The sequence below is a fragment of the Nitrosospira multiformis genome (genome assembly GCF_900110185.1).
Classification (GTDB): Bacteria; Pseudomonadota; Gammaproteobacteria; order Burkholderiales; family Nitrosomonadaceae; genus Nitrosospira; species Nitrosospira multiformis_A.
Genome location: NZ_FOCT01000013.1, coordinates 13,989 through 28,011, shown reverse-complemented (window position 1 = coordinate 28,011; position 14,023 = coordinate 13,989). Strand labels below are relative to the sequence as shown.

Annotated in this window: 9 protein-coding genes; 4 read left to right on the top strand and 5 right to left on the bottom strand. The window is 49.9% G+C overall.

Features of this window, described 5'->3' with window-relative positions; genetic code table 11:
• Window positions 1–851 precede the first annotated feature (851 nt).
• Window positions 852–1,637 carry a hypothetical protein gene (locus BMY01_RS17515; RefSeq protein WP_139176921.1) on the bottom strand — a complete coding sequence of 262 codons (786 nt, stop codon included), beginning with the start codon at window positions 1,635–1,637 and terminating at the stop codon, window positions 852–854.
• Window positions 1,634–2,476 carry a J domain-containing protein gene (locus BMY01_RS13445; protein ID WP_074748419.1) on the bottom strand — a complete coding sequence of 281 codons (843 nt, stop codon included), beginning with the start codon at window positions 2,474–2,476 and terminating at the stop codon, window positions 1,634–1,636. The genes BMY01_RS17515 and BMY01_RS13445 overlap by 4 nt, the downstream gene beginning before the upstream one ends.
• Window positions 2,477–2,892: 416 nt before the next feature.
• On the opposite strand from BMY01_RS13445, the gene BMY01_RS13440 reads away from it, so the two are divergent.
• Complete coding sequence (locus tag BMY01_RS13440; RefSeq protein ID WP_074748416.1) at window positions 2,893–4,530, top strand: pentapeptide repeat-containing protein; 1,638 nt, start codon at window positions 2,893–2,895, stop codon at window positions 4,528–4,530.
• Between the two features lie 372 nt (window positions 4,531–4,902).
• Here BMY01_RS13440 and BMY01_RS13435 read toward each other — a convergent pair whose 3' ends face one another.
• Window positions 4,903–6,609: a tetratricopeptide repeat protein gene (locus BMY01_RS13435; protein ID WP_074748413.1), complete on the bottom strand. Its 1,707-nt coding sequence runs from the start codon at window positions 6,607–6,609 to the stop codon at window positions 4,903–4,905.
• 1,216 nt (window positions 6,610–7,825) lie between these two features.
• On the opposite strand from BMY01_RS13435, the gene BMY01_RS13425 reads away from it, so the two are divergent.
• Complete coding sequence (locus BMY01_RS13425) at window positions 7,826–11,398, top strand: hypothetical protein (RefSeq protein ID WP_074748407.1); 3,573 nt, start codon at window positions 7,826–7,828, stop codon at window positions 11,396–11,398.
• Window positions 11,399–11,509: 111 nt separating this feature from the next.
• On the opposite strand, the gene BMY01_RS13420 is transcribed toward BMY01_RS13425, so the two are convergent.
• Together BMY01_RS13420 and BMY01_RS13415 are read right to left on the bottom strand one after the other, a co-directional pair.
• Window positions 11,510–12,499: a tyrosine-type recombinase/integrase gene (locus BMY01_RS13420; RefSeq protein WP_074748404.1), complete on the bottom strand. Its 990-nt coding sequence runs from the start codon at window positions 12,497–12,499 to the stop codon at window positions 11,510–11,512.
• Window positions 12,500–12,780: 281 nt separating this feature from the next.
• Window positions 12,781–13,068, bottom strand: a complete 288-nt coding sequence (locus BMY01_RS13415; RefSeq protein WP_074748402.1) for a ribbon-helix-helix domain-containing protein — start codon at window positions 13,066–13,068, stop codon at window positions 12,781–12,783.
• Between the two features lie 204 nt (window positions 13,069–13,272).
• Between BMY01_RS13415 and BMY01_RS13410 the strand changes: the two genes are divergently transcribed.
• Together BMY01_RS13410 and BMY01_RS13405 are read left to right on the top strand one after the other, a co-directional pair.
• On the top strand, window positions 13,273–13,527 hold the full coding sequence (locus tag BMY01_RS13410) for a type II toxin-antitoxin system Phd/YefM family antitoxin (protein WP_074748399.1): 255 nt from the start codon (window positions 13,273–13,275) through the stop codon (window positions 13,525–13,527).
• Window positions 13,524–13,937, top strand: coding sequence for a type II toxin-antitoxin system VapC family toxin (locus BMY01_RS13405; RefSeq protein ID WP_074748396.1), 414 nt, complete (start codon window positions 13,524–13,526; stop codon window positions 13,935–13,937). The genes BMY01_RS13410 and BMY01_RS13405 overlap by 4 nt, the downstream gene beginning before the upstream one ends.
• The last annotated feature ends 86 nt before the right edge of the window (window positions 13,938–14,023 follow it).

Below are 14,023 nucleotides of genomic sequence, written 5' to 3'. Positions count from 1 at the left end.
GTTTTCTATGCTCGAGGGGCATAGAAAGGAGCAGGACATTCAACCGCTGCGTGGAAATCAAGATAGCAAGTTGACACTGTCGAGCCACTTAAGCAGTCGTACCAAATACGGCTCAATCAGAGTAATCAGAGAGATTTGGAGATCTGAACTAAAAAGCTGTTGCATGGATAGCAAAGTCGCCGTTACTGCCATATCCTATCCGGAAGTTCAACTCTGAACTTGATGTAACTGTTCCCCGCACTTCACTCATACCACCAGCGCAAGGGTCATTGGGCCACGCTCTAAAAACGTAATCTCCTGCTGGAAGATAGAGCACAATCTTCTCAGAAGTACGAATGTCCGCTATCGGCTGTGCATTCACAAATATTCTTGATGAGCATGCTCTCCCGAGAAAACCACTATCGCGTTTGATAGTGACACGGCCAGCGTTTGGAACAGAGCGAAGGTAAGTAGAATCAATGATTCGATCACTCGGCACTTCAACGGCTTTAGCATTGGAGATGGGCCGCGTAGCGCAACCAGCAATAAAAACTGCAAATACAATGAAAAGACAGCGTGTAAACATTGATCAAGAGCTAATTACTTGAAGTTTCACTATTTTTTCCAGGCCATGGGGATAGGATTATTTTCTTCGGCTGAGAACAAGTCCACACTCGGGAAACCGGGGAAAACATCATATTTTCGAAAACCCTTATAGAATCCGGAGCAACACAAGACCTTTCCCGTGACTTATTTTGGAACTATAAATCACCTTCCTTCCTTCGGAGGTAATCCACGGTAGCTAACGGAAGCTCATGTTTAAAAAGAGAAACTTGTAATCCTTTCCCGAGAAAGAAGAAAGGCTATAAGGATTAAAATTGATTAGCTGATATTGATTTGGTAAAGAGGTTTCCCCCTTGCTGTCGAATAAGTTGCAGGGTGTAACCGTTGATCTGGTTCCCAAGCATTGTAAATTGGAAAGTTTTTTCGGCTTCGCTATAGTTAGTATCAGGACCAAATAAGTGCTTCTCGCCATACCAAACCATGCCAGTGGCATATCTTACCCGGTAAGTCCCTAGCGGAACTTTAGTATCAAAAGTCTGGCCTCCGTTGACAAAAAATGAAATTACGTTTGCCCCAGTGGATGCATTAACGAGTTTGACGTAATAATGCTCCTTTCCAGGAGGAGTAATGATTTGGAATGGAGCTATTGATTCTAAAACTGTGAATCTTTTATAGATACCTTGTTTGACATCAACCGGAGGATAGACAGGGCCTTCCGGAACTGTAGAAGTCGCTGCTATATGCTTCGATGGAGGTACTACAGGAGGATGGCCAGAAACTTCCGGAACTGAAGAAGTCGCCGCTATCTGCTCGGATTCAGGTGCTACAGGAGGATGCTCAGAAAATTCCGGAACTGAAGAAGTTGGCGCTATTTGCTCGGATTCAGGTGCTACCTGTGTATTTAAATAAAACGCACCACCTACGAGTAGCCCTAGAATTATCCAATATCTATACTTAACCGTATGACGAATTATTTGAAGTAATGCTGGCTCCGATAACGGCGCTTGACACCGCCCACATATTGGCAAACGCCGATAATAATAGCTCTTAATGCGGTTTTGTATTCCACAGTTGGTACATACAACTAACTTCATGTCATCTTCCCTGCGAAGCGGCTTTCTAGATAGCTGTACGCAAAGTTTAAGCGCTTCGATTCTTCTTCTGCGTATTGCAACACCTCGGCCCGTTCATTAGAAAATTTGTCGGGATGAAATCCTGCAATTTTTCTTCGGTATGCTGCTTTTATATCCTCAAAAGATTTTGGCATTTGGTGCAAGCCCAGAATTTGAAGACAAATGCCAATTTGAGGGTCGGCAGAGAATGACCCGGGCTTATTTGTGGTATGCCTGGTCTCTTTCTGAGAGGTATGTGCCTCGTCTTTTGCTCGGTGCTGGTTCCGCAAGATATCTTCCGGCATTGCGAACGGTCGCTGCCACCCTTGCTCCGCAGCAATTTTATTTGCAAAGCGGAAGAGTGCTTCACGTCTGAATTCAGGATCAATTTTTCGAAGTGCGCCGAGGGGATACCAGCTTCCGTTAAGTGATCCATCAAACAGAAAACTAAGGCGTTTAGCTTCATCAGCGGAAATCTTCGTAAAGATAATGGACCTGGCATACAGGTATGATGGAAGCCAGAAGGGTAAGATTGTCTTATTGAGTAGTATGAGTGAGCCGAGGTAACCACCGATAATATAGGCCCACATTAAAACAAGCCAAATCCACTCAAGATCACTGCTTTTTAATTCTCTTTCAAGAGGATCAGATATCGGGTGGAGAAGATCGGCACCCACGACAACAAGCATAATGCCTCCTGCCCCGGTTCCAACTCTAAATAGCAGGTCGTAAACATGCGTGTAACTGATAGCCATCTCTATTAGCGAGCTTGCAGCAGCCTGGCTCGGCGACTCTCCAATCCGGTTAATCTTTGATGTCATTAGAGTTTAAATCTCTAGCTCAGCAGCTACAACTGCTTTTTGCATTAAGATCTCCTTCTCGACTGTCACGGGCGGCTGGGTCAGAGCAGAGGGTGGGGGCAGGGGCCTTGGAGGAAGCCAGGAACCGGAGATGAAACTGAAGAGAAGCCAGGACAGGGATCAGGAATGGGAGCTTTGATCTGTATTTATAAGGGCTTGCGTTTGAAACCGATTGTGCTCGCATCGACGCCGTTCTCGCCTCGAATTAACTGTTAATAACGGAGCGATCATGCTCACGCGCCGCCTTGCACATTCCATCATGGCGTGCTCACGCTAACTGCAAATGAAAGCCGATCTAGATTGAGAATGGCGATGCTGTAGGAAGACGTAAAGACGCTTCCATCAAGACTCCATAAGTAAAAAAAAATGGATAGAACATGAATAAAGAAGGGACCCTGGCTCTTTATAAAAAGGGCCGGGAGGCCTGGAATGTTTGGGCTAAGGAGATGCTGGGCCGGCAGGATAAGCTTATGGAGACTGAAGAGTGGCTGCCGGGGAAAGGAGCTCAGAATGCAGCTACTCAAAGTTGGTTCACTGCCGCGAGGAGCGATTTCTCTGGGCAAAATTTCGAAGATGAGGCTGACTTCTCCAATTTTGAGTTCCCAGGAGAGGTAGATTTTACAGAAGTTAAATTCGCAAAGCAGGCTCTATTCAGGGAAGCAAAGTTCAACGGCGATGCGGAGTTCAGGAACACGACGTTCAGTAGTGATGCGGACTTCTGGAATGCAACATTTAGCGGCGAGGCGAGGTTCGAGAACGCAACGTTCAGCGACTATGCGAAATTCATGAGAGCGAAGTTTAGCAAAGCGGGTTTTGCGGAAGCAGTGTTCAATGGCGATACGTTGTTTGAGAACGCGAAGTTCAGCAGCGATGCAGTTTTCGAGGCAGCAACATTCAGTGGCTATATAGTGTTCGAGAACGCGAAATTCGACGGCGCTGGGGAGTTCTTGAATGCAACATTCAGTGGCGATGCGAATTTCAAGAGGGCGAAGTTCGGTGGCTATGCAAGGTTTGGGAACGCGGCCTTCAGCGGCAATGCTGGTTTCGAGGAAGCGAAGTTCAGCGACAATGTGTGGTTCGACGAAGCAACATTCAGCAAACCTGCGAAGTTCGAAAAGGTGATGTTCTACAGCAACGCGGGGTTCTATAAAACGAAGTTCAGCGACAATGTGGGATTCGACGAAGCCATGTTCTGCGGCAATGCGGGGTTTTACCAAGTCATTTTTGAGAGCATTGCAGATTTTTCTGGAACTACTTTCCGGAAGGAGGCTAACTTCGTCGCTATTAAGGGGCAGAGTTTTTTTACTCTCAAGAATGTGAGATTTCTTTCTGTTCCCGACTTCGAGCAAGCGAATTTTGCGGAAGCCCCAAGGCTTGATCATTTATCTGTGCAAGCATTAGGTAATGAACCGGATATCGCGGCACGATGGCGCGCATTAAGACGGCTTGCCACTCAAGGGCATGACTATCAACGCGAGCTGAATTTTCTTGCTGATGAGATCAAATCCTTACGCGGTGTTGAAGACAAAAAATGGCCATGTCCAACCAACCTTTTCAAGGGCAAGAAGATCTGGCCCGGTGCGGGGCGCTACTGGGCAGGGCTTTTCTATCAACGGCTCTCGGATTTCGGCCGCTCAGCGTTCCGTCCCCTCTTATGGTGGATGAGCGCCACAGCTGTCTTTTGGCTATATTACCTTTCCGCACATTTGGAATTCTCAGGCTGGGACAGTATTGAGATTCTCTCGACTATCCCACCGTTAACTTGTGTTAGTGAGACTTCAAGCAGCCCGCTAATGGCTGCACTCTACCTTTCTGTTAATAATGGTCTTGTTATTTCAGGGTTAAGCCGCTCTGAAAAGCTGATGCAAAGCTATGTCTGTCTTTATGGAAAAAATGAACTGGGCCCAATCATGCCCGATGTGGTGGTATTTGCCGGAATCACCCAGACAATCTTTTCAGCCGTACTGATTTTTTTGTTTCTGCTGGCGCTGAGAAATTACTTCAGGATTAAGTGAGAAGGAGGTGAGCTGGTTGCATCGTGAAGGTATACTCAAACGGGTCTCCATAAGAGACAAAAAAGAGTCTCATCGCAAGTAAGAGCTGCGTGGCGGTCTATCAGTCATTATCCCGGCAGTTGAAACAGGCGCAACGATGTACCGTTACAGGATTTCCCCGCGTATCCGAAGCAGTATTTGTAGCAAAAAATCACTCCCTTTTGCCACAGCTTTATGAATGATAAAGGACGTTATCATTCTCAGCTGACTTACCCGCATCGTCTACGTTACTCACCTAATCAGCTTGCGGTGGTTGCTTCGCATAATATCTAAGAAAATGTTGTCAATTCCAGTCTCTTAAGGGGGTCAATTCAGAAGAAAATCAAAAAACGCTTAATGTAAATCGACCACGACGGAATACTCTCGGGATAACTCAAGCATTTGGGGGATCCATGTCAGTTTATAGAGTTGATTCCCCAGCGGATCAACCTTGAATGGCTGCTTGAAATCACTCTTACCCATTTCTGTTGTTACGTCCGCAATTTTGTCCCTTACAGCTTTATCAAGACGCTCTCCGGTTTTAGCATGCTCAGAATCAGTCGACAGATTCTTGGCGCGTGCACCACTTCGGCTAGCCGTGGCGGTACATTGAAATGGGCGGTCAATGGAAGAAAATTTCTCAGGAGTAATGGCCATAATTCTAAATGTACCAAGGTCAACAGCCATCTGACCTACCAAAATTGAGGCGGCGGTGAGGGTTTTTACGGCAGGGTCATCACGGGTTTCTTTCATCAATCGGTCGATCTCTTTAATCATTTTTGGTGCAGTGCAAACTTTTGAGGCCTGTAGGTATTGACTCTCGGCCAGTTTTGCCCAGCGTTGACTTTCCTTGGTATCACGTTGAATTCCCCATCCGTTGGCATACATGCGAGAGAGAGCCGCTTGAGCCGGGGCATTGCCCTTGTTAGCAGCGGCCTGATAATATTGAAGCGCACGCTGATAGCCTTGCGGCAGTTGCTGCCCTTGATTTTCATAGAGCTGCCCAAGGGCAAAATTAGCATCGGCATACCCTTGTGTAGCCGCAATATTTAACCAATATATTTGCATCTTTATGCTTGGCCAGGCATATCCACGGGGTCTGGCCCTTCCATATGCGACTTCACCGGTGATAGGAGGCAGTTCCCTTGTTCTTGAGTCTCCCCCGGTTGCTAGTACTATTTCGGAGCAATCATTAAAGCCATCGCCTTCGATCACGCCTGCCCATCCTCTGCCGTGGGCATCACGGGCAATATCCATAGATAAAGAAATCGGTGGGGGAGTTGGTGCCAGAGGTTGCATGTTCATTTTTCCTACCCTGTAATATTCCTCCTTTAGGGCATTCTCCTTGATCTGGTTTTCCTGACGTACTCGTACTCTCTCTTCCGGCGTCATTCGCGGTAGCGCCTGAAGCATTCTTATATATTCTCCCTCCCATTCCCGCTGCTTGGTCTCGATTTCGGCGGCTGCCTGTTGCCGTCGCCGTTGCTCCTCCATAATCTGTTCCCTCGTCGGAGGTTTGGGCACTGATCGCAGGTTAAGAACTCCGGTATTGATATCAAAGCTTCCCCCCAGGGCTGTTTCGATAGCAGGTGAGTCCGATTGCTCTGGCTGGCGGAATGTTCGAAGAGTACCGTTGGCTCTGAGTATATGCCTGTCCCTACTGTGCGGCCCGGTGAGATTGATTTCAACGCCGATTTTTTCATCGCAGGTACTCCCCTTCAAAGTGCCTACAAGCAGCTTTTGAGCGAGAGCGATGGTGATCTCATTCGCTCCTTCCTTGCTCTGCCTTTGTAATTCAGCGAGCCTTTGCATTTCGGCTTTCTGTCGTTCCTGCTCCTGCTGTTCTAGGGTCATGCCGACTGTCGGCGTAACTTGGGGTACATCCAGGCCATTAAAAATGGGGTGCCGATGAGATCCATATTGCTGATCTAGGGCTTGCTGGTAAGCAGCTTGTTGGTTGGCTAGAGCTTTTTGATATAGCTCCAGCCCGGGAGCAACACAGCCTGAAGTCAGAATTGCTAATATAATTAACGTTATAAATTTACTCAAGAATTTGAACATTCCTCACCTATTACTTACTTAAGGTTAACTACTGCTGACCCCGGAGAAGCATTTCCTTCTTTGTCTGATAGGCGCCCGTCAGTAGTACCTTACGATGGGCCGGTGGAGTTGAGGCTTTCGAACTCAGCAGGTCTGATTTGCAGTCCTTCATCTTGGCTTTGTGAATTCCTCGCGCCGCAACCCATCGTAGAGCAGGATGGATAAATGCGTGGTCAATATTCAGGATTATGGTGAGTTAAACTAAACTCGACAATAAAATTTGTAAGATGATTCAAACTTGGGATGTGGTCGCGAAACAGTGTTGGCGGCATCTTATTTTGTCATACCCTAAAATGTCATGATAAAGCTCAAGCTCATCTATTGACGTAAGATGTTGTAGATGTTAGAAATCATCTTTACGGGTTTAACAAAAATAATGCAGAAGACAAATCGAACGGACTCCCCTGAGAGCTTCGCATCCTTATTTGAAAAGCCCAGTGGGCTTGCAACTTGGAAAGCTTGGTTCGCAGCGTTATTAGTAGTTTTCTTCTTTTTCACAATCGCTTGGTTTATCCCCTCATTCGGCGAAAACCTAGTTACCGTGGGGCTCTACATACTCCTGTTCACAGTCGGAGTGGGTTGCATCGGCAAGTCATATTCCGACGTGAAGTTCATAGATCGTGGAACACGACTTGCTTCAGAGCAGGTTCGGATTCTCGAAGAAGTCGACGATTCCAAGACATTTCTCGATTGCGCACAAGTAAGCGTATTTCGGTCCCACATCGAAAACCTTTACACGATTTCGAGCGCCCCATTACCGGTGGACCCCTGAGCGGGTTAGGGGTAGCGTTTTATACGACCCTTCTAGGGGCTGCATTTGGGGAAGTTGTTCTTCGTATTTTAACTAGTGTTGTGAATGCCAGCATCACCTGTTACACCGCGCATATTGCAGAGCTGACTCAGGTACATTTCCTTACCTTCATGCGCAAGCAGAGGAGTAGTTAACCATAAAGCTCTCACCGCCGAATCGATTCTCCAACTTCTATGAATCGTTCAGGATCTGATATTCGGAACGATGACAATCTTCGTTCTACTGATGATTGTTTTCCTCTCTATGGTAAAAAACCGCCGCCCACCGCTACAGTTGAGAGTTATCCGAGACTATGAATCCAGAACAGAGAACGACGCTTCAACCCTATGCCCCTGACAGACCGACCAATCCTTATACTGCTTAACTATGAACCCCATCAACCCCAGAGACTATTTCAAATCCTCAGTACTTCATCTTTCACTCGATCAACTGATTCGAGGTCCTGTCAGCAACTTGAATGGCGTCTCTGCCGGTGCCGAAGCAGCTTTGAATGGCATCGGTATTCTTTCGGTTTTTGACTTGGCTTTTTCAGAAGTCTTTCGCTCAGCAACCTACATTAATGCGATTGATGATGTCCACGCGGATTCTGCAAGGACAATGCAGATTCCCCGGCACATGCTGGACGAAGGGGTGAATACTTCAGACATCGCCAGGGTACGTGAGCTGGGCATTAAAACGATTAAGGGTATTGGCGAAGTCACTGGGAGGAAAATTAGAGATACGATGGCCATTCAATCGATCCGCGATCTGGCCCTGTGGCCTCCTTACCTGGCCGCAGTCCGCGTGGTGAACGCCGAATATGGCCTGGGAATGGATAGCAATGCCGATCCCGAAACTCCGCAGGATCTGGTGCCCCGTACTGGAGAGTACCCCGTTGAGATCGTCCGATACAACAGTGTGGTCCTGATTAAATCTCCCCGGATAGAAGCGAAGCACTATAAACCGCTGGAGAGATCGGGCAAAGTCAGTTTCAACCTCGATGATCAAAATGCCGGATTTACAGAACCTGGCTTTGGCGCGCTCCTGAATTATTCGCAAAGCTGGTATGTGGAGGGGATTACGAACGGTTCGCTGCTCCACTGCGTGGCCTTGGCTCCCGGAGAAAGCACCAAGGTCGCGGTAATCAACTGGCGACGAGCAAGCAGCGGAACCACTATAGAGGATATCTCGCAAACCGAACGCCTTTCCAATACGCTGACCCAAAGCAGGGCGATGAGTGAAATCGTTGAAGCCACAGCGCGCGAAATGCAAGAGGGGTCATCAGAGGTTGATTCGGACTCAGAAACCTACTCGGAATCACAGGGGGGATGGAGCTTTGCCATTCTTGCCGGGATGGGCGGTCAACACACATCCGGAGATACGGATACGAACACTAACGCATATACCTCATCAAGCGGTGAGCGCAACATCAGCTCCACAATGCAACAAAAAATCGATAGCAGCACCCAGCAAAAATCCTTCTCTGCTAGAAACCGAAGAGCCTCGGTGGTCACCGAAGTGCTTGATACGGAGTCAGAGAGTATCAGCACGCGAACCATCACTAACTACAATCATATGCATGCCCTCACCATGCAGTACTGGCAAGTGATTCAGGTCTACAGAACAGAAGTGCGACTGGAGAGCTATCGCCGTTGCCTCTTTATTCCGATGGAAGTCTTCGACTTCAAAGACGAACGCCTCATAGAACGCTTCAAGAACGTACTTATCAGATCAGCATTGAATCCGTTAACCCGGGAACTGCTTGTGGCCAGCACCAATCGCGTCAATGTGCGATTCACGGCACCGCCACCCTATTCAGCAATGCAGGAAGGACGTGGTAAAGCCATCGCAGCGGCAAAGTTCGCAGTCAGCCTGAAGAATTTGAACCGCTTAGGATTGATCAGCGATTTCGATCGGGAATCCCTCTCATGGTCGATGAATTCAGACATTCAGTTATACAATATCAAATGGGATACAAACGAGAGTGATTCGCTTAAGCACTTTACTATCATCGCCGAGGATGGCCAAACCACGGACGTTACCGACAACGGCACCGGGTTTAGCAGCTTCCGAGTGAATCCGGACATCATTCAACCTTTACCGCTGAGCAAAATAGATCGGATCGTTGTCGTCTTCGATAATCCGGCCAATGATTTCATTCAATCCTCTTCATTTCAGTTCAAACTCTTGGGCAACCACTATAAGACCTTTACATTAAAGTTCTTTGTGGATAAAACGAAAGCCTCAATCAAGCTCCTGGAGTTCGACCAAGCGGTGGTATCCAACGAACTTTCAGATCTGCTTAATCAGCATGCTTTGTATTACAGTCAGCAGATCTGGATGAATGTCGATGCGCATTTTCTCACGATGCAATTGAGTCAATACAGCTTCAACGGCCAGCCCATCACAGAATCGATCGACCCGAAACCGGTAGCCGTGGTAGGTAATTGTCTGGGCTTTATTTGGCACAACCGTGCGGATAAAGAGTGGAATGATTGGGTGAAGAACAATATCAACCTCGATCGCGTCACTAGGCAACGCATTGCTTTGCCAACGGACGGCGTGTTCGGCGAAGCGGTACTTGGTCGATTCAACTCAGCCGAGAAGCTCGATTTCACTCGGTTCTGGAATTGGCAGGATTCGCCGCCTCCTGTGACCTCGCCGGAGATCGCGCCCCTGCAGGCGGGCCAGCAGGATGCCAACCAGCCGCAGCAACCGGGTAGACTGGATTCACCGGTGGTAAATATCATGAACCCTACGGCGCTGCCCGATCCGATCGGCATGCCAGGTATCCTGCAGGCCATTGCGGCGGCCAATCTCTTCAGGGATATGACCGGTATCACACAGGCAGCCACACTTGCCAGCGCGGTCACCCAGGCTTCTGCTGAGGGAGCCGCGCAAGTCGGCCAGCAGGTCGCTTCTAACCTCAATGCCCAGGTAGAACTGTCCAAAACGCTCGCCGCACTCGTCCCCATGCTCTTCGGCTTCCCCCCCCTCGGCACACCGGCAGGCGCAAAGAACGCTTCGGTGTCTGGCGCTTTATTCAATGCTGCGCAGAATCAGGATGCAAAAAACAAGAATAACAATGTATCCCCTCCTGGGGGGGTGGCACAACCCGTACCCGCACCGGGCAATCCTTCGGGCGCATCGGTTTCCGGACAGCAATCTACTCCTCTCAGCCGCGGCGAAACCGGGCAGGTTCTTGATATGATGACCGGCGCAGGAGCGGTTCGTGGCATTCCGCTGGACCTCATCCAGAGCATAGTTACCGGTCAGGTTCCTTCTTCCACCGCCTCCAAAGTTAAGATCGTCGGTGATCCACTTGATGCTTCACCGCAATCGGTTGACCTCGCAGAGTTGTTGGCCCAACACATCAAGAGTCGCTCAAGGGTGCCGAGATCAAGAGACGTTTGCGTCGATGCCTGCTATCAATATCTGCTGGATACTCTCCGCGAAAACGATGTAGAGACCTTTGAGCTGAGGGGCTTTGATCACCATTTCCCGCACATTCGCACCCACAGCGGAGACAAACTGTCCGGACCCTCATTCGTAAAGCTCTTTTATTCAAATTCGGAGCACATCAACTGGCAGGGTCTCCCCCGGTCGTGCCGGGGGAAGGGGCCTATCGGTGCGCTGCTGTTCGCCGATATGATAGCCGGTCGTGCAGGCGGCATAACGATTACTAAAGACAAATGGCCCCAGAACATGCTACCTGGCACCCTGCTTCAGCTATGGACCGATGAGCAAGCCTTTAATGAGGTGCGCGACACGGGTCGGACTTTGGGGGGGGGGATTGGCCATGCACCCATCTTCCTCCAGTATAAGGACAATGATCCGACGAGTGATACCATCATCGTAGCCGATCAGTATAATCTGAGCACGGAATACAAGTATCCGGTGTATAACCTAAGATATGTGATCGCCGCCCGACCTGCCAAAATTGAGCTGGTGAGCATCTGAAAGACTCCTGAAAACAGTCTGAATTTATTAAAAACTGTCAACTGAAGTCGTCATATTCATACATTACATTCGGTAAAGGCCGGACGTTTACCGTTAATCTGTCCAACATCCTCAATACATAACTTTAAACGTCGGACTATCCTCCGGCCGGGTCTTGCGGTGGTCATAGATGCGGGTGGTGGCAATATTGGCATGTCCCAGCCACTCCTGCACCTTGGCGATGTCAGCCCCGTTATCCAGCGCATTGGTCGCGGCCGTCGCCCGCATCACATGCGGCCCCATATTCTCCCCAAAAATCCCCAATTTCCTTAAATACTTCAACACCACCTCGAAATAGATGGAATCGGGAGTCAGTGGTGTCATGGTATGGCCGTGCACATTATTTTTGACCGGCCGGAACAAGGGCGCATCGGGATGAGGTCCATGGCCCGCGGCCTGCAGATACTCTTCAATCAGGGTGAGTGTACCCGGATGGGTGGGAATGAAGCGCATCTTGCCGCCCTTGCCCTTGATGCGTAGGTGCGGCACCCCGCGGCGCATCTGGTTGTAGTCCTTCACCTTCAGTTTGGCCAATTCCTCGCGCCGGATGCCGTGATAGAGCAGGGCGGAGAGAATCGCCCGGTCACGCTTGCCCTTGAGCGTTTTCGCGTTTGGCGCCTCGAGCAGAGCGCGCGCCTGAACATCGCCCAGTGCAGGAGTCTTACCCTGCCAGGATTCGACCGGGGGGCGCTTCACGCCTTTGACCGGATTGTGCGTGACCGCATTGGACTCGCACAGATACTCGAACAGGGAGGAGAGCGCCGCCAGTTTCCTCCTGATGGTGGCGCCACCAAGTTGCTGCTCTTCCAGGCTCTTCCTCCAGGCTAGCACATGGCTGCGCGTGACAATCCGAAAGTCCTCCGGCCTGACGATGCCGGCAAAAGCCATGAAGCCGCGCAGGTCGTTCTGGTACGCGCGCCGGGTCTGCCGGCTGTCGATGTTGGCGAACCACTCGATCTCGGGTGGAACTTCGGCAAGCTTGCGAAATTGTGCAAAGGTAAGGGCGGCGCCGGAGGCAGGCACAGCCTGAGTCGCCGGGGGAACCATCAGTTCTTCACTCATGCCAATTCATCCTGAGGAACAAGTAAGCTAGTATCCATGCTGATAATATGGGTATCTTTTTTCAACGCAAGCACTCATGCCAGGCGACGATCATGGGGACGGAGGCGAATCCTCCCGCTCCCGGTCTTTCCATCCCGTCTTTCGGCAACCCGCGGCAGCGGCCGGAACACAGGCGCGCCGACCGGGAAAAACTCCAAAGGGCACCCTCGATTTTTTTCCTATATATATATGCACACCATTGTCATATAGCCGCCTATTCGGGTCAAGCCAGTTACAGCTGGTCAACCGGCACGCTTGCGCGCGGCCAACAGTTTCCTCGCGCGCTCGACGATCCGATCAGTATTAAACTCGCCCAACTGTCCGTCCGCAACTTGCGCCAGGGCTTGGTCGATGTCCGCCTTGAGGACTGCGAGTTCCTCCTGCCGGATCGCGCGCTTGGTCTTCCACTCGCGCAGTGCTTCGCGGATCACTTCGCTCGCCGAAGCATAGTCGCCATCGAGCACGGCTGACTTGATCGTCTCAGCCAGTTCAGGGGTGAGCGTGATGGTCAGGCGCTCGAGTTCGGGCATTGGATCTCCAGATAGCGGATTCTTGTAGATCATACTTTATCATACTTTTGGGCTGAAGCTGGAGCGGAATTTTACCCATGATAAAATATGTTATCATGGGTAAAAAATAGAAGGGGAGAACCACCTTCCAACGATATATCGTTTTATTGATCGAACCATTAACCCATGATAAGCTGGACATATAGCCTAGCTTATGGAGATCAAATGCGTGAAGTTGGAGCCTTTGAGGCAAAGAACAAACTAGGGACGTTGCTCGATTGGGTGGAGAACGGTGAAGAAGTGATTATCACCCGCCATGGCAAAGCCGTGGCCCGGTTAATTCCGAATACTCCCCTTCATGATTCCAGTAAGGCGGTGGCAGCTGCCAAGCGCATCCGTAGCCGAGCAGTTGCCCTAAAACACGGTGGCGCCTTTGACTGGCAGGAATGGAAAGTCTATCGTGATGAAGGCCGTACGTGAGCTTGATACTTGACAGTTCAGTCACCTTGGCATGGCTCTACAGTGACGAGTTGACCCCTGCCACCCAGAAAGTTTTCGATCAGGTTGTCGCTGCCGGTGCACGAGTGCCATCGCTCTGGCGCTTGGAAGTAGCCAACAGTCTGCAAGGAGGAGTCAGGCGAGGACGCATCAGTAAAGAGTTTCGAGATGCGGCCCTGACAGATTTGGGGCTGTTGGATATCGCGATCGATTCGGATACAGACACCTTTGCTTGGTCAAGCACACTGCGTTTGGCCGAGCGGTGCGGTCTCACCCTATATGATGCCGCCTATCTTGAACTGGCCCAGCGACTCGAACTTCCTTTGGCAACACTGGATCAGGAGCTGCGTGCCGCGGGAAACGCACTCGGTCTTGCCCTGCTTGGTCAGTAAGTGAACTCTTAAAATGGTTTCCCGAATCGCGAGGGTTCAATCTGGAGTTACGGCGAGAGTGACGCGCTCAACTGTGCTTGCCAGCC